Annotated in this window: 13 protein-coding genes and 1 pseudogene; 5 read left to right on the top strand and 9 right to left on the bottom strand. The window is 75.1% G+C overall.

Annotated elements, in window-relative coordinates:
- Positions 1 to 70: 70 nt before the first annotated feature.
- Positions 71 to 1,573: pseudogene (locus tag ACZ7LB_RS08930) on the bottom strand (potassium/proton antiporter); the annotation flags it as partial.
- 21 nt (positions 1,574 to 1,594) lie between these two features.
- Complete coding sequence (locus ACZ7LB_RS08925) at positions 1,595 to 1,906, bottom strand: DUF3040 domain-containing protein (RefSeq protein WP_471466424.1); 312 nt, start codon at positions 1,904 to 1,906, stop codon at positions 1,595 to 1,597.
- A 926-nt stretch (positions 1,907 to 2,832) separates the two neighbouring features.
- On the opposite strand from ACZ7LB_RS08925, the gene ACZ7LB_RS08920 reads away from it, so the two are divergent.
- Together ACZ7LB_RS08920 and ACZ7LB_RS08915 are read left to right on the top strand one after the other, a co-directional pair.
- Entirely contained in the window at positions 2,833 to 3,897 is a 1,065-nt protein-coding gene (locus ACZ7LB_RS08920; protein ID WP_471466423.1) for a lipoate--protein ligase family protein, read from the top strand.
- 510 nt (positions 3,898 to 4,407) lie between these two features.
- Positions 4,408 to 5,073, top strand: coding sequence for a hypothetical protein (locus ACZ7LB_RS08915; RefSeq protein ID WP_471466421.1), 666 nt, complete (start codon positions 4,408 to 4,410; stop codon positions 5,071 to 5,073).
- Between the two features lie 15 nt (positions 5,074 to 5,088).
- Here ACZ7LB_RS08915 and ACZ7LB_RS08910 read toward each other — a convergent pair whose 3' ends face one another.
- The 5 genes from ACZ7LB_RS08910 to ACZ7LB_RS08890 form a co-directional block, all read right to left on the bottom strand.
- Positions 5,089 to 6,105: a TIGR03842 family LLM class F420-dependent oxidoreductase gene (locus ACZ7LB_RS08910; protein WP_471466419.1), complete on the bottom strand. Its 1,017-nt coding sequence runs from the start codon at positions 6,103 to 6,105 to the stop codon at positions 5,089 to 5,091.
- An 11-nt stretch (positions 6,106 to 6,116) separates the two neighbouring features.
- Positions 6,117 to 7,520 carry a dihydropyrimidinase gene (hydA, locus tag ACZ7LB_RS08905; protein ID WP_471466417.1) on the bottom strand — a complete coding sequence of 468 codons (1,404 nt, stop codon included), beginning with the start codon at positions 7,518 to 7,520 and terminating at the stop codon, positions 6,117 to 6,119.
- A 265-nt stretch (positions 7,521 to 7,785) separates the two neighbouring features.
- Entirely contained in the window at positions 7,786 to 9,069 is a 1,284-nt protein-coding gene (locus ACZ7LB_RS08900) for an aspartate aminotransferase family protein (protein ID WP_471466415.1), read from the bottom strand.
- A complete protein-coding gene (locus ACZ7LB_RS08895; protein ID WP_471466413.1) occupies positions 9,066 to 9,908 on the bottom strand; it encodes a nitrilase-related carbon-nitrogen hydrolase in 843 nt (280 codons plus the stop codon). The genes ACZ7LB_RS08900 and ACZ7LB_RS08895 overlap by 4 nt, the downstream gene beginning before the upstream one ends.
- A 217-nt stretch (positions 9,909 to 10,125) precedes the next feature.
- Positions 10,126 to 10,377: a helix-turn-helix domain-containing protein gene (locus ACZ7LB_RS08890; RefSeq protein ID WP_471466412.1), complete on the bottom strand. Its 252-nt coding sequence runs from the start codon at positions 10,375 to 10,377 to the stop codon at positions 10,126 to 10,128.
- 311 nt (positions 10,378 to 10,688) lie between these two features.
- Between ACZ7LB_RS08890 and map the strand changes: the two genes are divergently transcribed.
- From map to ACZ7LB_RS08875, 3 genes are all read left to right on the top strand, one after another.
- Entirely contained in the window at positions 10,689 to 11,465 is a 777-nt protein-coding gene (gene map, locus ACZ7LB_RS08885) for a type I methionyl aminopeptidase (RefSeq protein ID WP_471466411.1), read from the top strand.
- A 301-nt stretch (positions 11,466 to 11,766) separates the two neighbouring features.
- Positions 11,767 to 14,331: an ATP-dependent Clp protease ATP-binding subunit gene (locus ACZ7LB_RS08880; protein WP_471466409.1), complete on the top strand. Its 2,565-nt coding sequence runs from the start codon at positions 11,767 to 11,769 to the stop codon at positions 14,329 to 14,331.
- Between the two features lie 267 nt (positions 14,332 to 14,598).
- The gene (locus ACZ7LB_RS08875; protein WP_471466407.1) at positions 14,599 to 15,465 is read left to right on the top strand and encodes a peptidoglycan DD-metalloendopeptidase family protein; all 867 of its coding nucleotides are present in this window, start codon (positions 14,599 to 14,601) and stop codon (positions 15,463 to 15,465) included.
- 470 nt (positions 15,466 to 15,935) lie between these two features.
- On the opposite strand, the gene ggt is transcribed toward ACZ7LB_RS08875, so the two are convergent.
- A complete protein-coding gene (gene ggt / locus ACZ7LB_RS08870) occupies positions 15,936 to 17,789 on the bottom strand; it encodes a gamma-glutamyltransferase (RefSeq protein ID WP_471466406.1) in 1,854 nt (617 codons plus the stop codon).
- Between the two features lie 934 nt (positions 17,790 to 18,723).
- A complete protein-coding gene (locus ACZ7LB_RS08865) occupies positions 18,724 to 19,131 on the bottom strand; it encodes a DUF6278 family protein (RefSeq protein WP_471466404.1) in 408 nt (135 codons plus the stop codon).
- Between the last annotated feature and the right edge of the window lie 110 nt (positions 19,132 to 19,241).

Raw genomic sequence — 19,241 nt, 5'->3', positions numbered from 1 at the left:
CGGCACCCCCGAGGCTCTCGGCGCCTCCGGTGTCCCCGGGGCCGGAGCCCCCCGCGCCGGGGCCGTCCTCCTCCTCGTCGGACCCGCCGTGCTCGCCGAGCCAGCGGGCGAGCCGTCCGCCGCGCCCGACCGCGCGCAGCCGGCGTTCCGCGGCGTCCCGGACGGCCGGTGTGGTGATCAGCAGCATCTCGTCGCCGGTGCGCAGCACGGTGTCCCGGTCGGGTACGAGGGTGTCGCCCTCCCGCACCACCAGGGTCACCGCCGTGGGCCGCGGCAGCCGCAGCTCCCGCACGCTCACCCCGTGCAGCCGGGACCCCGCGGGGACGGTGAGGGTGAGCAGGTCGGCGTCCAGGACGTCGAGGGGCGCGGTCTCGACCTCCAGCTCCCGCGGCGTGCCGGGGCGGCTCAGTCCGAGGACCCGGGCGAGGGCGGGCAGCGTCGGCCCCTGGATCAGGGTGAACAGGACCACGAGCACGAACACGATGTCGAGCAGCCCGTCGGCGCCCTCCACCCCGGCCACGATGGGGAAGGTGGCCAGCACCACGGGGACCGCGCCGCGCAGCCCGGCCCAGGAGATGAACGCCTGGTGCCGCAGCGGCATGCGGAACGGCAGCAGGCAGATCAGCACCGACAGCGGGCGCGCGACCAGCAGCAGGACCAGTCCGACGGCCAGGGCGGGCAGCACCGCGGAGAGCAGTTCGCTCGGGTCGACGAGCAGGCCCAGCATGACGAAGAGCCCGATCTGGGCGAGCCAGCCGACGCCCTCCGCGAAGGAGCGGGTGGCGGCCCGATGGGGCAGTTTCGCGTTGCCGAGCACGAGCCCGGCCAGGTACGCGGCGATGATCCCGCTGGCGTCGACGACACCGGCGGCGGCGAAGGCGATGATCCCGAAGGCGAAGGTCGCCAGCGGGTACAGCCCCGTCGCGGGCAGCGCGATGTGCCGCAGGGCGGCGGCGCCCAGCCAGCCGGTCAGCACACCCAGCACCGCGCCCGCCGCGAGCTGGTAGGCGAGGTCGCCCAGGAGCGGCCCGGGGCCGGGCAGGTCGGCGCCGGCGGTCGAGAAGACCAGGACGAGGATGATCGTGGGCGCGTCGTTGAAGCCCGACTCCGCCTCCACGAGCCCGGTCAGCCGCCTGGGCAGCGGCAGCGAGCGCAGCACCGCGAAGACGGCGGCGGCGTCGGTGGAGGAGACGATCGCGCCGAGCAGCAGGGCCAGGTGCCAGTCCATGCCGAGCAGCCAGTGCGCGCCCGCCGCGGTCACCCCGACGGACAGCGCCACCCCGCAGGTGGCGAGCACCCCCGCCGGGGCCAGCAGCCGCCGTACGTCGCTCCACCGGGTGGTCAGGCCGCCCTCGACGAGGATGGCGCCCAGGGCGGCGGTGCCCAGGGCCTGGGCCAGCCGGGCGTCGTCGAACTCCAGGCCGAGGCCGTCCTCGCCGGCGATGACCCCGACGGCGAGGAAGAGCAGCAGACCGGGCAGGCCGACGCGGTGCGCGGTACGGGCGGCGGCGATGCCGGCCAGCAGGACGGCACCGCCGATGAGAAGGGTCAGATAGAGCTGGGACAGGGTCATCGACGGGTTCCCGCGCCCCTCTCAGGGGCGCGGCGGCGCCCGGAAGGCGGGAGGCCGGCTCCGGGCCGTGTCGAGGGCGGGGGCGAGGAGTTCACCGGCCATGCCGGCCATGACGAGTCCGGCCGCGATGAGCAGCCCGTGCTCCCGGACGACACCGGTGACCAGCGCGGCAAGCGCGGCGGCGAGCAGCAGCCGGGCGGGCCACTTCCGGTACTGGCGCGGTCGGCACGGGCGGCCCTCCGCGAGCGCCCGGTGGAAGCGTGGGTCCTCGCGGTGGAGGCCCTCCTCGATCCGACGGAGCCGTTCGTCGTGGGATTCGTGCGGTCCGGGCATGGCTCCTCCCTCGGGGAACGGGGGCACGAGCGGGCGGGGTGGTCGGTGGTCCGATCCATCGGCTCTCCTCTCGGTCGCGGCCCGTTCCGGCCCGGTCGGGAGGGGCGCCGCGGGCGCGGAGGGGCGCCCACGGCCGCGGGCGTCCGGTGCCGACGCCGACGCGGCACCCGCCCGGCGGGGCGGTGCGATGCGTGGCCGTCGAGATGTCAAGGAACACCGGTCGCGTGCGTCCCCGGCGGCGATGGGGCCGCCGGACGCCTACGGAGGGCCGGAAGGGGGATTCGGCTCCACCCTCCCCCGGCCGGGGGGACCGGCGCCATCGGGGTCGGAACCCAATTGCGGACGGCCCGCACCTGTAAAACGGCCCGGTCCGGGCCCCGGACCGCGTCCGGTGCCGTTTCCGGGAACTCCCCGCCCTTTCCGGCCGTTGTTCTTCTTCGGGACCGGTCCGGCCGTCCCCCCGCCGCTGCCCCGGCCGCCCTGTCCGGCGTCCGCCGTCCGGGCGGTCGCCGCGCGCCGCCGTCGCGCGGGTGCGGCGCGGCGCCCGGGTCCCTCCGCCCCGGGCCGCGACGCCCGCCGTCCGACGGGGCGCGCCCGACTCCTCCCCCACACCTCCCCGTTGACCCGCGGCGACCGCCGAGTGCCGCCCCGGCACGGGCCGCCGGGCCCCGCCCGCGCCGATGTCCCGGCCCGCGTCTTCCCGGCCCCCGCGTGTCCCCGTCCCGTGCGGGCGGCCGTGCCGGGGCCTGTGCTGCGGCGGACGCGAGCGGGGGGGCGCGGCCGGATCGCCGGGCGGGGCGCGGCCGGGGCGGCGGTCACCGGCACCGGGGACGGCCGGGGAACCCGGCGGTGCCGCCCGGCCGGGGTGCAGAATGGCGGGGCGACGGGCTCACGGAGCATCGCGCCCACCGAAAGGAACCGAAGCTGTGCATGGCGAGTACAAGGTGCCCGGCGGCAAACTGGTCGTCGTGGATCTGGACGTCGAGGACGGCGCCCTGCGCGGTGTGCGGGTGGCCGGTGACTTCTTCCTCGAACCGGACGAGGCGCTCGACGCGGTGAACCGCGCGCTGGAGGGCGCCCCCGCGGACACCGACGCGGCGGGCCTGGCCGCGCGCATCGACGCCGCGCTGCCCGAGGACACCGTGATGTACGGGCTGACCTCGGAGGGCGTCGGCATCGCGGTGCGCCGCGCGCTGGCGCACGCCACGGACTGGACGGACTACGACTGGCAGGTGATCCACGAGGGTCCGCAGTCCCCCGCCCTGCACATGGCGCTGGACGAGGTGCTCACCGGCGAGGTCGCCGCGGGCCTCAGGCCGCCGACGCTGCGGGTGTGGGAGTGGGGCGCCCCGGCGGTGATCATCGGCAGCTTCCAGTCCCTGCGCAACGAGGTGGACCCCGAGGGGGCCGCCCGGCACGGCATCGAGGTGGTGCGCCGCATCTCGGGCGGCGGCGCCATGTTCGTCGAGCCCGGAAACACCATCACGTACTCGCTGTCCGTGCCCGAGGCGCTGGTGCAGGGCCTCTCCTTCCAGGACAGCTACGCCTATCTGGACGACTGGGTGCTGGGCGCGCTCGGGGAGATGGGCATCCGCGCCTGGTACCAGCCGCTGAACGACATCGCCACCGACCAGGGCAAGATCGCGGGCGCCGCGCAGAAGCGGATCGTGGGCCATGGCGGCCGGCCCGGCGCGGTGCTGCACCACGTGACCATGTCGTACGACATCGACGCCGACAAGATGCTGGAGGTGCTCCGCATCGGCCGGGAGAAGCTGTCGGACAAGGGCACCAGGAGCGCGAAGAAGCGGGTGGACCCGCTGCGCCGGCAGACGGGGCTGCCGCGCGAGGCGGTCATCGAGCGGATGATCGCGTCCTTCGCCGGGCGCTACGGGATGACCCGGGGCAAGGTCACCGACGAGGAACTGGCCCGCGCCGAGGAACTGGCCCGCGACAAGTTCGGCTCCCCGGAGTGGACGGGCCGCGTGCCGTAACCGGGGCACGGTGGCCGGGACGGACGGAAACCGGGGGACGTGGCGGCCCGGCCACGGCACACGGCGGCCCGGGGCACTTGGTGGCCCGGCCGCGGCACGCAGTGGCCCTGGGCACGCGGCTGCCGAGGACGCCCACGATCCGGGCCCGCCGACCGGGGGCGCCCCGGCCCGGACACCGCGACCGGAGCTGTTCGGCGGACGAGGAGGCGTCCACGGGGACCGGGGCGTCCATGACCGCGCACACCGCCTCCCCCGGCCCCGGCTCCAGCCCCGCCGTCGGCCGGGAGCCGTCGGTCGGGAGCCGTCGGCCGGGACCCTTCGGCCGGGGAGCACCGGGCCACGGCTCCGGACGGTGACCGGGCGGCGACGGAAGGCCATCGCCGCACCCCCGTGCGTCACCGGCCGGGCACGCAGCGAGTTCGGCCTTCCCGCTCACTCGCTCCTCATGTGACACTGGCGTCCCGTCCCCCGGGCGGACCCCTCCGCTTCGTCCTCCACGAGAAGTGCGCCTTGCGTCCCCTGCCTTTCCCGCTCGCCCTGGCCGCGCGCCTGGCACCGGTCGCCGTGCTGGCCACGGCGGGCTGGGCCATGTCCTCCGACACCGACCCGGCGCCGACCGCCGAGCACCGCGCACCGCCCGACGGCGGCAGACCCTCCGCCTCGGCGCCGGCCCCGGAGGCGGTGACGAAGACGTACGCCGCGGCCCCGGCGCCCTGCGCCGGCCTGGCGGAGAAGAGCGTCCTCGCGCTGGTCCCCGGCGCGCCGAAGGCGGGCAAGGAGATCGCGTCCACCGACACCAAGGTGCGCCGCACCTGTTCGTGGAACGCCCTCAAGGACTACGACTACCGCTGGCTCGACGTCTCCTACGAGGTGATGGGCTCGGACGAGTCGGCGGCGAAGTCCTACAAGGAGCGGATCACCAGCCGCAGCGGTGGCGGCGACGTCCCCGGCCTCGGCGACTCCGCCTACTCGGTGGTGAACCTCACCAGCGAGGACGGCCAGGAGACCCGGGAGGGCACGGTGGTGGTCCGGGCCGCCAATGCGCTGGTCGTCATCACGTACAACGGGAGCGACTTCGAGTCGCACAAGGCTCCCGGCACCGACGAGATCAACCGGGGCGCCATCAAGGCCGCCAAGGAGGCCGTCGCGACGCTGGAGCGCACCCGCTCGCGGTGACCGCCCGGCCGCGGCTCAGCCGCCGAGGGCCGGGATCACGGTCGCGCCGTAGGCGTCGATGACCCGCTCCCGCGCGTCGTGCATGGCGTAGACGGCGAACTGGTCGACGCCCAGGGCCGCCAGGTGCCGGAGCTTCTCGACGTGGGCCCCGGCCGGGCCGAGGAGGCAGAAGCGGTCGACGATCCCGTCGGGGACGAAGGCGGTGTCGGGGTTGTCGGCGCGGCCGTGGTGGGAGTAGTCGTAGCCGTGCCGGTTCTCGATGTACTCCGTCAGCTCCTCGGGGACCACGCCGGAGTGCTCGCCGTACCGGGCGACGAGGTCGGCCACGTGGTTGCCGACCATGCCGCCGAACCAGCGGCACTGCTCGCGGGCGTGCGCGAGGGACTCCGGGGAGTGGTCGTCCGTCACGTACGCGGGGGCGGCGACGCAGACCGTGAGGGCGTCGGGGTCGCGCCCGGCGTCCCGGGCCGCCCGCCGCACCGCGTTCACCATCCACTCCGTCAGGAACGGGTCGGCGAGCTGGAGGATGAAGCCGTCGGCCTTCCGCCCGGCCAGGGCGAGCGCCTTCGGGCCGTACGCCGCCATCCACACCGGCAGCTTCCCGTCCCGCACCCACGGGAGGCGGACCGGGTTGCCGTCGATCACGGCCTCCCGGCCCTCGGCGAGGTCGCGGATGACGTCGATGGCCTCGCCGAGCCGGGCCAGGGTGTTGGGCCTGCGGCCGACCACGCGCATCGCGGAGTCCCCCCGGCCGATCCCGCAGACGGTCCGGTTGCCGAACATGTCGTTGAGGGTGGCGAAGGTGGAGGCCGTCACCTCCCATGTCCTCGTGCCCGGGTTGGTGACCATGGGGCCGACCGTCAGCCCGTCCGTCTCGGCGAGGATCCGGCTGTGGATGACGAACGGCTCCTGCCAGAGCACGGCGGAGTCGAAGGTCCAGCCGTGGCGGAACCCGTTGTGCTCGGCCCGCCGCATCAGCTCGACGACGCGGGAGGCGGGCGGGTCGGTCTGGAGAACGAGTCCGAAGTCCAAGGCGTGGCCTCCTAGTTCAGGTACTGGCAGGTGGACCGGGGGAGGAAGACACCGTGTCCGGCGCGGCCGACGTACTCGCGCCGTTCGATGACCGGCTCGCCCCGCGAGAGGACCGTCTCCACCCGCCCGGTGACCGTCCTGCCCTCGTACACCGAGTAGTCCACGTTCATGTGGTGGGTCCCGGCCGACAGCACCTGGGTGGCGTGCGGGTCGTAGACGACGAGGTCGGCGTCGGAGCCCGGGGCGATGGTGCCCTTCCTCGGGTAGAGGCCGAACATGCGGGCCGGGGTCGCGCAGGCGACCTCGATCCAGCGGCGGCGCGAGAGGTGCCCGTCGACGACGGCCTGGTGGAGGAGGTCCATGCGGTTCTCCACCCCCGGAAGGCCGTTGGGGATCTTCGTGAAGTCGCCGCGGCCCAGCTCCTTCTGCCCGGCGAAGCAGAACGGGCAGTGGTCCGTCGACACCACCTGGAGGTCGTTCGTCCGCAGCCCGCGCCAGAGCGCCGCCTGGTGCTCCCTCGGCCGCAGCGGCGTACTGCACACGTACTTGGCGCCCTCGAAGTCCGGCTCCGCCAGGTCGTCCGTGGACAGGAACAGGTACTGCGGGCAGGTCTCGCCGAAGACCGGCAGCCCCAGGTCCCGCGCCGCCACCAGCTCGGCCACCGCCTCCCGCGCCGACACGTGGACGACGTACAGCGGCGCGCCCGCGACCCGTGCCAGCTGGATCGCCCGGTGGGTGGCCTCCGCCTCCAACAGGGCCTTGCGGACCTCCCCGTGGTGCCGGGGCGCGGTCTCGCCCCGGGCCAGGGCCTGTTCGGCGAGGACGTCGATGGCGATGCCGTTCTCGGCGTGCATCATGACCAGCCCGCCGTTGCCGGCCGCCCGCTGCATGGCGCGCAGGATCTGCCCGTCGTCCGAGTAGAGGACACCCGGGTACGCCATGAACTGCTTGAAGGAGGTGACGCCCTCCTCCACCAGCCGGTCCATCTCCCGGAGCGTGTCCGGGCGGACGTCGGAGACGATCATGTGGAAGCCGTAGTCGATCGCGCAGTTGCCCTCGGCCTTGGCGTGCCAGGCGTCCAGTCCCTCGCGCAGCCCTCCGCCGACGCTCTGGACGGCGAAGTCGACGACGGTGGTGGTACCGCCCCAGGCCGCGGCCCGGGTGCCGGTCCCGAAGGTGTCGGCGGAGCGGGTGCCGCCGAAGGGCATCTCCATGTGGGTGTGTCCGTCGACGCCGCCGGGGAGGACGTACCTGCCGGTGGCGTCGATGGTCCGCTCGGCGGTGAACGCCTCGGCGGCGGGGGTTCCGGAGGCGGCGAGGGCGGCGATCCGGCCGTCCTCGACGAGCACGTCGGCGTGCGTCTCCTCGGCCGCGGTGACGACGAGTCCGCCGCGGACGACGGTACGGCCGCTCATGCGGCTCCCTTCTGCGGCGGACGTCCCGCCGGGGTGTGAACGTGCCTGGGGCACCGGGAACTTGGCCGCGGGAGCGCGCCGGGGCGGACGTCGAGCGGGCGACGGGCGCCGGGGCCGCGCGGGACGGCGGACGGCCGCCGCCGGGGACCGGGTCCGGCCGGCGGCAGTGCCCCTCCCCCGCCGGGGGGTCGACGGGAACGGACGGGCGTCGAGGCGTCGGGCCGGACCGGTGGCGACGTGCGGGACCGGGCCGGTCCGCGGGGTGTCACAGGGCGCGCAGGGCGCGTTCGAGGACGGCGGCGCCCTCCTCGGCCTCCGCGACGGTGAGCGACAGGGGCGGGGCGATGCGCAGGACACTGGTGTCGTGGCCGCCGCCCCTGCCGATGAGCAGCCCGCCCGCGCGGGCCTCCTCCTGGACGGCGGAGGCGGCCTCGGGGTCGGCCTCGTCGGTGCCGGGCCGGGTCAGCTCGACGCCGATCATCAGCCCCCGTCCGCGCACCTCCCGCACGTGCGGGACCCCGGCGGCCGCGGCGCGGAGCCGTTCGACGAGGAGCCCGCCGACCCGCCGGGCGTTGCCCTGGAGGTCGTTCTCCAGGAGGTGGGTCAGGTTGGCGAGCCCGGCGGCCATGGTGATCTGGGTGCCGCCGAAGGTGGAGATGCTGTTGGCGTCCAGGCAGTTCATGATCTCGGCGCGGGCGATGACCCCGCCGACGGACATGCCGTTGCCGAGTCCCTTGGCGAAGGTCACGATGTCCGGCGGGCCGTTGCGGGCGTGCGCCTGCCAGCCCCAGAAGTGGTCGCCGGTGCGGCCCCAGCCGGTCTGCACCTCGTCCGCGATCCACAGGACGCCCCGCCGGCGCAGCACCTCGCGGAAGGCGGCGTACAGGCCGTCGGGCGGGGAGGTGAATCCGCCGACTCCCTGGACGGGTTCCGCGATCAGCGCGACGGGGTCGCGGGTGTGGCCGAGCAGGTCGGTGAGGTCCGCGACGCAGGCGTCGATGAACTCCCGGTCGTCCAGGTGGGCGTAGGGGCCGCGGGTGCGGACGCCGCCGTGCACGTAGAGGGTCTGGAGCGGGGAGAGGGAGGTCGGGGACCAGCCGCGGTTGCCGGTGACGCCGACGGAGGCGAAGGAGCGGCCGTGGTAGCTGTTGCGCATGGCCAGGACGGTGTTGCCGCGCCGGTAGGCGGTGGCGAGCAGCAGGGCCGTGTCGTTGGCCTCGGTCCCGGAGGTGGTGAAGAAGACCCGGGCGTCGGGGATGCCCGACAACTGGGCGATGCGCTCGGCGAGTTCGACCATCGGCCGGTTCAGGTAGAGCGTGGAGGAGTGCACGATGCGCCCGGCCTGCTCGCCGACCGCCTTGGTGACCTCGGGCAGGGCGTGGGCGGTCATGGTGGTGAGGATGCCGCCGAAGAAGTCGAGGTACTTGTTGCCCGCGGAGTCCCAGACGTGCCGTCCCTCGCCGTGGGTGATCTCCAGGGGCTCGCCGTAGTAGAGGGCGAGCCATTCCGGCAGCACGGCGCGGTGCCGGGCGAAGAGGTCACCGGTCATGGGCGCACCAGTCCTTCGTAGGCGTCGGGGCGGCGGTCGCGGTAGAAGGCCCACTCCCGGCGGACCTCGTCGATCAGGCCGAGGTCCAGGTCGCGGACGACGAGTTCCTCCTCCACGTCGCTCGCGGCGGCGCCGACGAGCCGTCCGCGCGGGTCGACGAAGTACGAGGAGCCGTAGAAGTCGTTGTCGCCGTACTCCTCGCGGCCGACGCGGTTGATGGCGGCGACGAAGTACTCGTTGGCGACGGCCGCGGCGGGCTGCTCCAGGCGCCAGAGGTGCGCGGAGAGGCCCCGGTGGGTGGCGGAGGGGTTGTAGACGAGCTGGGCCCCGGCGAGGCCGAGGGCCCGCCAGCCCTCGGGGAAGTGGCGGTCGTAGCAGATGTAGACGCCGATCCGGCCGGCGGCGGTGTCGAAGACGGGCCAGCCGAGGTTGCCGGGGCGGAAGTAGTACTTCTCCCAGAAGCCCTCGAGCTGGGGGATGTGGTGCTTGCGGTAGGTGCCGAGGACGGTGCCGTCGGCGTCGATCACGGCCGCGGTGTTGTAGAAGAAGCCGGGCGCCTCGGCCTCGAAGACCGGGGCGACGACCACCATGCCGGTCTCCCGGGCGAGGTCGCGCATCCGGCCGATGGTGGGCCCGTCGGGCACCGGCTCGGCCCAGCGGTAGTGCGCGGGGTCCTGGACCTGGCAGAAGTAGGGGGCGTTGAAGACCTCCTGGAAGCCGATGACCCGGGCGCCCCGGCGGGCCGCCTCGCGCGCGTGCTCCTCGTGCTTGGCCACCATGGAGCCGGTGTCGCCGGTCCAGGTCGCCTGGACCAGGGCGGCACGTACGACATTGGCCATGAGCTGCTCCTTCGACCCGGCGTGCGACACGACGTCAGAGAGCCTCCACCCCCGCGAATGGGGCCGTAGGGGGACGAACGTAAGCCTCCCGGGCGGACTTGCCAAGGCCATCGCGGTCCGGTCGGAGTGTCGGACGCCTTTGGCACTCCGGTGGGCGAGCGCGACCGCCGGGGCGCACCACGGGGGCGCGGAGGGGGGCGGTCGAAGGGGGAGCGGGTCAGGCGGCGGCGGGCACGCACTGCCCGGACAGCTCGTCCAGGGACAGGCCGAGGGCGGCGGCCAGGGCGACCACCGTGAAGAACGCCGGGGTGGGGGCGCGCCCGGTCTCGATCTTGCGCAGGGTCTCGGCGGAGACCCCGGCCCGCGCCGCGACCTCCGCCATGCTGCGCTCGCCGCGTGCCGCGCGCAGCAGCCGCCCCAGGCGCTCGCCGCGCTCGCGCTCTTCGGGGGTCAGGGGGGTGCGCACCATGCGCCCCATTCTAATACCGGTCGCCCGGAACGGGCCATGGCGCGCGTCACGGAGCGGGCGGGGTGCCCCGGGGCCGGCATGGCAGGGGGCGGAGGCGGCGCCCGGCGGACGGCGGGGCGCCCGGCGGCGGGCGGCGCGGCCCCGGGCCGGACGGCGGGCTCCGGGCGCAGGGCCGGCGTCGCGGGCTCGCCGTCGCGGGCGGGTCGGGGGCCCGGTGGGGTGGGCCCGCCGTCACGGGCTCGACGGGGCGGACCCGGCGGGGCGGGTCCCGGACGACCGGACCCAATTAGAATACCGGTATAGTAATTGGCATGGTGGAACTGAAGACGGACACATCGATCGATGCCATGCACGCCGCCGGACAGGTCGTCGCGCGCGCCCTGACCGCCGTACGGCGGGCCGCGGACGTGGGCGTGAGCCTGTTGGAGCTGGACGCCGTGGCCCGGGAGGTACTGCGGGAGGCGGGCGCCGGCTCCCCGTTCCTCGGCTACCGGCCCTCCTTCGCGCCGACCCCCTTCCCCGCGGTGATCTGCGCCTCGGTCAACGACGCGATCGTGCACGGCATCCCGGACGGCTACCGGCTGCGCGACGGCGACCTCGTCTCCATCGACTGCGGGGCGACCCTGGACGGCTGGGCCGGGGACTCGGCGGTGAGCTTCACGGTGGGCACGCCGCGCCCCGCCGACACGGCGCTGATCGCCGCCGCGGGGCGGGCCCTGGACGCCGGGATCGGCGCGGCCGTCGTCGGCAACCGCATCGGCGACATCGCGCACGCCATCGGCACGGTGTGCCGCGCGGCGGGGTACGGCATTCCGGACGGCTTCGGCGGCCACGGCATCGGACGGCGGATGCACGAGGACCCCGGGGTGCCCAACGAGGGACGGGCGGGGCGCGGGATGCGGCTGCGGCACGGGATGGTCCTCGCCATCGAGCCCATGGTGACCGGCGGCGGCCGGGACGACTACCACGCCGCCCCCGACGGCTGGACGCTGCGCACCAACGACGGCTCCCGGGCCGCCCACGCGGAGCACACGGTGGCCGTCACGGACCGCGGACCGCGCGTGCTCACGGCGCGGGACGGCCTCTGATCCGCTCCGCGCCGGGGCCGGCCCCTCCCCCACCGCCGCCGTCACCGGCCGCCCGGCCCGCGCCCCCGCCACCGGCCCGGCCCAGGCCCCCGCCCCGCGGTGCCGCGCCCCCGCCCGCCACCGCCGCCCCTCCGCCAGCCCGTCCCGTCGCGCGCCGCCGCCGCATCGCCGCCGCCCCGGCCCCGGCTTCCGCCGGACGTGCCCGGCGGAACAGAACGTGTCATGTTGGGCATGACCGCCCCCCGGCCGGGTTACCCGGTCCCGGCACGTCGATCAGCGATGCAGCGGAGGTCCGTACACGATGACCAGCGGCTACATGGGACCGGAGGGCGACCCGTTCGCGGAGTTCCTGGCACGTTTCTTCGGCGGTCCTCGCCCGCGGCAGATCGACATCGGCCGGCTGCTCAGCCAGCCGGCCCGGGAGCTGGTGCGCGGCGCCGCCCAGTACGCCGCCGAGCACGGCAGCCGCGATCTGGACACCGAGCACCTGCTGCGGGCCGCGCTCTCCACGGAGCCGACCCGGGGCCTGCTCAGCCGCGCCGGGGCCGACCCCGACTCGCTGGCCTCGCAGATCGACGAGCGGACCGGCCCGGTGATGCACCCGCCGGGCGAGGTGCCGCCGCCGACCTCGCTCTCGCTGACCCCGGCCGTCAAGCGCGCCCTGCTGGACGCGCACGAACTGGCCCGCGCCTCCGGCACCGGCCACATCGGCCCCGAGCACGTGCTGAGCGCCCTGGCCGCCAACCCCGACTCGGCCGCCGGGCACATCCTGAACGCCGCCCGGTTCGCGCCCATCGGGCTGCCCCCGGAGACACCGGACACCGCGGGCCCGCGGACGGCGGAGGGCAGCCGGACGACGAACACACCGACGCTCGACAAGTACGGCCGCGACCTCACCGACCTGGCGACCCAGGGCCGTATCGACCCGGTGATCGGCCGCGAGGACGAGATCGAGCAGACCGTCGAGGTGCTCTCCCGGCGCGGCAAGAACAACCCCGTCCTGATCGGTGACGCCGGTGTCGGCAAGACCGCCGTCGTGGAGGGGCTCGCCCAGCGCATCACCGACGGCGACGTGCCCGACGTGCTGACCGGGCGGCGGGTGATCGCGCTCGACCTGGCCTCGGTCGTGGCCGGCACCCGCTACCGGGGCGACTTCGAGGAGCGTCTCACCACCATCGTGAGCGAGATCCGCGCCCACTCGGACCAACTGATCATCTTCATCGACGAGTTGCACACCGTCGTCGGCGCCGGGGGCGGCGGCGAGGGCGGCTCCATGGACGCCGGGAACATCCTCAAGCCCGCCCTCGCCCGGGGCGAGCTGCACATCGTGGGCGCGACCACGCTGGAGGAGTACCGCAGGATCGAGAAGGACGCCGCGCTCGCCCGGCGCTTCCAGCCGATCCTCGTGCCGGAGCCCGGCACGGCCGACGCCATCGAGATCCTGCGCGGGCTGCGCGACCGCTACGAGGCCCACCACCAGGTCCGCTACACCGACGAGGCACTGGTCGCGGCCGTGGAGATGTCCGACCGCTACCTCACCGACCGGCGGCTCCCCGACAAGGCCATCGACCTGATCGACCAGGCGGGCGCCCGGGTACGGCTCCAGTCCCGCACCAAGGGCACCGACGTGCGCGCCATGGAGCGCGAGGCGGACCAGCTCGTCCGGGACAAGGACCGGGCGGTGGCCGACGAGAAGTACGAGGAGGCCACCCGGCTGCGCGACCGGATCGGCGAGCTGAAGCAGCGCATCGCCGAGGCGGGCGGCCACGGGGAGGCCGACGAGGGACTCGGCCTCGTGGTGGGCACGGAGGCCATCGCGGAGGTGGTGTCCCGGCAGACCGGCATCCCCGTCAGCAGCCTCACCCAGGAGGAGAAGGACCGGCTGCTCGGCCTGGAGTCCCATCTGCACGAACGGGTGGTCGGACAGGAGGAGGCGGTGCGCGTCGTCTCCGACGCCGTGCTGCGCTCCCGGGCCGGGCTCTCCAGCCCCGAACGGCCCATCGGCAGCTTCCTGTTCCTCGGCCCGACCGGCGTCGGCAAGACCGAACTGGCCCGGGCGCTGTCCGAGGCGCTGTTCGGCAGCGAGGACCGGATGGTCCGCCTCGACATGAGCGAGTACCAGGAACGCCACACGGTCAGCCGGCTGGTCGGCGCGCCGCCCGGGTACGTCGGGCACGAGGAGGCCGGACAGCTCACCGAGGTGGTGCGCCGCCACCCGTACTCGCTGCTGCTGCTCGACGAGGTGGAGAAGGCGCACCCGGACGTCTTCAACATCCTGCTCCAGGTCCTGGACGACGGGCGGCTGACCGACTCCCAGGGCCGGACGGTCGACTTCACCAACACCGTCGTGGTGATGACCAGCAACCTCGGCTCCGAGGCGATCACCCGGCGGGGCGCCGGCATCGGCTTCGGCCCGGGCGGCTCCGACGCCGACGAGGAGGCGCGCCGGGAGCAGGTGCTGCGCCCGCTGCGCGACCACTTCCGGCCGGAGTTCCTCAACCGCATCGACGAGATCGTCGTCTTCCGCCAGCTCAGCGGGGAGCAACTGCGCCGGATCACCAGCCTGCTGCTGGACCAGACCCGGCGGATGGCCCGCGCCCAGGACGTCACCGTGGACTTCACCGACGCCGCCGTGGACTGGCTGGCCGAGCGCGGCTACCAGCCCGAGTACGGGGCCCGGCCGCTGCGCCGCACCATCCAGCGCGAGGTGGACAACCAGCTCTCCCGGCTGCTGCTGGACGGCCGGGTCCGGGAGGGCGGCCGGGTCACGGTCGAGGTCGAGGACGGGCGCCTGGTGTTCCGCACGCCGCCGGGCGCGCCCGCGGACCCGCCGTCCTCCGGCGCCGCGGGGACCGAGGTCCCCTGAGCACGGCCCCCCGGGCGCCCGGGGTGTCCCGGCCCCGTGTGTTCCGCCGGAGCGGAACCCTGCGGGGAGGGGGCACGGCGCCGGGGACGTGAGGGATCCGGGCGGGACGGCGGCCGTCGCCATGGCCCCGCGGCCCGGGGTCCTCCCCCGCGTGTCTCCTCCCGCGGAGCGGCCGGTCTCCCGCCCCTGTCGGATGCCGGGCGCGTCGACTACCTTGGGATCGCGCCACCGAAACGGTCAATTCATGTCCTGCACAGGGGAGTTGACGTGCGCGAGAGCCAAGTGCCCGAGGGCGGCCGGACGGATCCGCCGGGGGCCGGGATGAGCCGGCGCGCGCTGCTGCGCGTCTCGGCCGTGTCGTTCGGCCTGGCCTCGGGGGGTGTGCTGGCGACCGGCGGCCCCGCCCGGGCGGTGGACCTCTACAACCCGTTCAGCGGCTACCCGGTCACCGACGGCTGGTGGGAGCACGTGAACCGCGGCTCCCTGGGCGGGATCGACTTCGCCATGGCCGTCGGCACCCGCCTCCCGGCCGCGGGCGCGGGCGTCGTCACCAACATCCCGTACAACGGCACCGGCGGGCACACGGTGACCATCACCCACGGCGACGGCCACCGGACGCAGTACATGCACCTGTCGCGGTTCCTCCTCGCCGACGGCACCTCCGTCGGCAGGGGCGACGTCGTGGGCCTCTCCGGGGGCGCCGCCGGGGCCCCGGGGTCCGGCAGTTCCACCGGACCCCATGTGCACTGGCACCTGATCACCCCGGGCGGCACCCGGGTCAATCCGCTGGAGCACCTCGGCGGCGGCTCCGGGCTGCCGAGGACGACGACGGAGCAGGACGGCGTGCCGGGGCCCGTGATGTGGCGGCGGACGCAGAACTGGCTGCGGATCGAGTCGGGTTACACCGGTCCGGTCGACGGGGTACCCGGCCCGAACACCTACGCCGCGCTCCAGCGGAACATGCGGGGCTGGGGCTACACCGGCCCCGTCGACGGCGTCCCCGGGCCGAACACCTGGGCGGCGGTGCAGCGGCTGGCCGCCGCGCACGGCTACACCGGGCCGGTCGACGGGGTGATGGGCCCCAACTCGTGGCGGGGGTACAGCCGTTTCATCAACCAGGCCCGCTGGGACTGAGCCGCGGCGCGTCCGGCCGCGCGGGCCCGACGCGGGGCCCGACGCGGGGCGCCGACCGGGGACGGCCGTGCTGTCACGGCGCGGACGCCCGTCACGGCGCGGGCACGGACGCGCGTGCCGGACGGGGCGCCCCGCGACGGGACACGGAGGGCGGTCCAGGGCCTCTCGTTCGGATCACGCCGGGCTCACGGGGTCCGGCACCGCACCTCGCCGCGTTGTCGTCGGCCGCCGGGGCTCCGCCCCGACTCCCTCCTCCGCCTCGCGACGCACGGCGCCGGACCCGCCCCCCGATCCGGCCCGGTCCAAACGAAAGACCCCAGTGACCTGAGTCAGAGACTCCTCGTCGGATCGCGGCCATCAGCCGGATGCCGTGCGGCCGGCAGGTCCGGCCCGGCCCGGCCTGCTGACATCCGGCCTCCGGCACGCCGGGCGGCTCGCGAGAACCACCCGAACATCTCTGACTCAGGTCACTAGCGCTGGGGCCGGACCACCATGGCCGAGCCACCGCCGCGCCGCACCTTCTCGGCCGCGGCGAGCCACCTGCCGTCGGGGAGGCGCTGCACGCCGGTCGCCGCGCCGATCTCCGGGTTGAGCTTGAAGGAGTGGCCGATGGCCTCCAGGCGTCCCCTCACCGCGCTGTCGTAGAGGCCGGGTTCGAGCTCGGTCCGGGCGGCGTTGCGCTGGCTGGCCCTGGGCGCGGCGATGGCGTCGACGAGCGGCAGCCCCCGGTCGAGGACACCGGTGAGCGTCTGCAGCACGGTGGTGATGATGGTGGCGCCGCCGGGTGAACCCACGGCCAGGACGGGCCGGTCGTCCGCGTTGAGCACGATGGTCGGCGCGAGGGAGGAGCGCGGGCGCTTGCCGGGGCCGGGCAGGTTCGGGTCGTGGACGGCGGGGCCGGCGGGGGCGAAGGAGAAGTCCGTCAGCTCGTTGTTGAGCAGGAAGCCCCGGCCCGGCACGGTGATGCCGCTGCCTCCGGTCTGCTCGATGGTGAGCGTGTAGGAGACGACGTTGCCCCACCGGTCGGCGACGGTGAGATGGGTGGTGTTCTCCCCCTCGTACGTCGTCGGGGCCGCCGCGCCGCCGCGCGCGCAGGGGGCGGGGTTCCGGGGGTCGCCGGGGGCGAGCGGGCTGGTGAGCACCGCGTCGTCCTTGATCAGGCAGCCCCGGGAGTCCGCGTAGCGCTGCGACAGCAGTTCCCGCACCGGTACGTCCTCGAAGCCCGGGTCGCCGACCCAGCGGCCCCGGTCGGCGAAGGCGATGCGGCTCGCCTCGATGAAGCGGTGCAGGTAGCGGCTCTCACCTGCCCGGGCGAGGTCGGTGCGCTCCAGGATGTTGAGGGCCTCGCCGACGGTGGTGCCACCGGACGAGGACGGGGCGATGGAGTAGATGCCCAGGCCCCGGTACGAGGTGCGGGTGGGCGCCTGGACCTTGGCCCGGTACGCCTTCAGGTCCTTGGCGGACAGGTCCCCGGGGCGGGCCGTCCAGTCCGAACGCGGGTCGGTGGGCGGCTTGTTGACGGTGGCGACGATGTCCTTGCCGATGGCGCCCCGGTAGACGGCGTCGACGCCCTCGCGGCCCAGTTGCCGGTAGGTGCGGGCGAGGTCGGGGTTGCGGAAGGTGGAGCCGACGGCCGGCGGTCCGCCCTTCGGCAGGAACAGCCGCGCGGTGTCGGGGAAGTGGCGGAACCGCTCCTCGTTGGCGGCGGTCTGGGAGCGGAAGGTCTCGTCGACGGTGAAGCCCTGCCGGGCGAGGCGCTCGGCGGGCTTCAGCACGGAGGCGAGGGAGCGGGTGCCCCACCGGTCGAGGGCGGTCTGCCAGGTGGCGGGCGTCCCGGGGGTACCGACCGCGAGGCCGCTGGTGACGGCGGTGTCGAAGGGGATCGGGGCGCCGTTCTCGGTGAACAGGGAGGCGTCGGCGCTGAGCGGGGCGGTCTCGCGGCCGTCGATGGTCCGCACGGTGCGGGTCCGGGCGTCGTAGTGGACGAAGTAGCCGCCCCCGCCGATGCCGGAGGAGTAGGGCTCGGTCACGCCGAGCGCGGCGGCCGTGGCGACGGCGGCGTCGACGGCGTTGCCGCCGTTCCTGAGCACCTCGATCCCGGCCGCGGAGGCGTCCGCGTCCACGCTGGCCACGGCCCCGCCGTGGCCGACGGCGACGGGGGCCTTCGCGGGGGTGGCCGCCCTGGCGGGGGCGGGCGCGGGGGCGGGGGCGGGGATCGGGGCGGGCCTGGTCCTCGCGGCGGTGGGCGGCGCCGCCGCGCCCACCGAGGCCACGACGGCCACGGCCGCCAGGAGTGTGACGTTCCGTAAAACAGGGCGACGCATCCATACCTCCGGAGTCGATGACCGGCGGGTCGGCACCGTCGAACCGGGACCGTCCGGCCGGGACGTGCGGGAAGAGCGGTGGGCAGCTTAATTCATCGACATGACCGCGTCATGTACACACGGGATCACGGCGCGCGACGACCGCCGCGCGACGGACGGGACGGGCGAACGGGACGGACGGGACCTCCGGGGCGGGCGGACGGGGCCGATGGGGCAGGCCGACCGGAGTCGCCGGGGCGGGCGGACCGGAGTGCGACGGGTCCACGTTCGGATTCGGGACGGCGATGCGCCCGGATACGGGCGACGCTCCGGAACCCGGCCCCGGCCAGGGCGCCTTCCGGACAGACGGCACACGCCCCCGAAGAGGACCGGAGAGCGCACGGCGGGCCTCCCCGCCCCCGCCGCGGGTGAACGGCGCGGGCCGCGGGCGGTGTTCCCGTGCGGCGGCCCGCGCGGGTCGTCCATCGGGGACGCTCACCCTCCGTCCCGTACGGGAACCGACTCGTCGGGGCGGCACGGCACCCTCGCCCCGTTCCGCCGCCGAGAGGCCCCTCCGGCCTCCGGCGTACGGGCCGGACACGGCCGGCCCGGCCGGCCGGGGACGTGACCCGGGCGGCGGCCCGTCCGGTCCCGGCCTCCGCGCCGGCTCTCCCCGCGACTCCCGCCGGGCGGGCCGCGTTCGGTCGCTCCTTCCCTCCCGCCCGTCCCGTGCGCGGCTGACCTTCTCCCCGGCGGCGGGCGGCCCGTGGTGCGGGTCGGCTCCGCCGCGAGCAGTGATCTGCGGCCGCGCCCCGCTCCGTCGCGCGATGCGTCGGAGCATCAGTGCACCGGTGCCTGGGGACGGTTGCACGCTATCCGGGAGGGGGCACGGACCGGGCGCGACACGCACTTTTCGGGCATTAGCCCTATTTAAGGCGCTCGTTGGGCCAGAGGTTCACGCCTCCGCGACCTCCGCGTAGAGCTGCGACAGCTCGGGGACGCCCTCCTCGGCCCAGGCGTGCCCCGAGGCGACCACGTCGAACTCCCGCCCGGAGGGCAGCCGGACGACCGGCTGGCCGTCGGCCCTCAGCTGCCAGCGGGCGCCGGGCACGGAGCGCACGATCACGGTGCCCACGTACAGGCCCGCGTCGTTGCCTAGCCAGGTCAGGATCTCCTGGTCGCCGCGCCAGCGCGGGAGTATCTGGTCGAGCCGCTCCAACGAGCCCACGGAGTCGTCGAGTCGCACGCCCTCCCGGGACGCCTGGGAGCGGAGCAGATCGCACTCCGCGAGCAGTCCGCCGATGCCCTCGGCGTCATGGACCCGAGGGGCCCCGCGCCGCTTGCCCAGGAATGGGAAGTTCATACCTCCAGACTGTCATTCGTACCGCCGCGCGCACCACCGGGCGCGCGGACGGCACATCACGACTAGTGACCTGAGTCAGAGATATTCGGGTGGTTCTCGCGAGCTGCCCG

This window comes from Streptomyces sp. NPDC107521, assembly GCF_055598485.1.
Note: the sequence above shows the minus strand (reverse complement) of the source record. Positions and strands in the feature narration are given on the sequence as shown.

Excerpts from the sequence above, each read along its gene's own strand:
- map (WP_471466411.1), top strand. The coding sequence starts at position 10,689 with ATGGTGGAACTGAAGACGGACACATCGATCGATGCCATGCACGCCGCC.
- ggt (WP_471466406.1), bottom strand. The coding sequence starts at position 17,789 with ATGCGTCGCCCTGTTTTACGGAACGTCACACTCCTGGCGGCCGTGGCC.
- ACZ7LB_RS08895 (WP_471466413.1), bottom strand. The coding sequence starts at position 9,908 with ATGGCCAATGTCGTACGTGCCGCCCTGGTCCAGGCGACCTGGACCGGC.
- ACZ7LB_RS08900 (WP_471466415.1), bottom strand. The coding sequence starts at position 9,069 with ATGACCGGTGACCTCTTCGCCCGGCACCGCGCCGTGCTGCCGGAATGG.
- hydA (WP_471466417.1), bottom strand. The coding sequence starts at position 7,520 with ATGAGCGGCCGTACCGTCGTCCGCGGCGGACTCGTCGTCACCGCGGCC.
- ACZ7LB_RS08865 (WP_471466404.1), bottom strand. The coding sequence starts at position 19,131 with ATGAACTTCCCATTCCTGGGCAAGCGGCGCGGGGCCCCTCGGGTCCAT.
- ACZ7LB_RS08890 (WP_471466412.1), bottom strand. The coding sequence starts at position 10,377 with ATGGTGCGCACCCCCCTGACCCCCGAAGAGCGCGAGCGCGGCGAGCGC.
- ACZ7LB_RS08925 (WP_471466424.1), bottom strand. The coding sequence starts at position 1,906 with ATGCCCGGACCGCACGAATCCCACGACGAACGGCTCCGTCGGATCGAG.
- ACZ7LB_RS08880 (WP_471466409.1), top strand. The coding sequence starts at position 11,767 with ATGACCAGCGGCTACATGGGACCGGAGGGCGACCCGTTCGCGGAGTTC.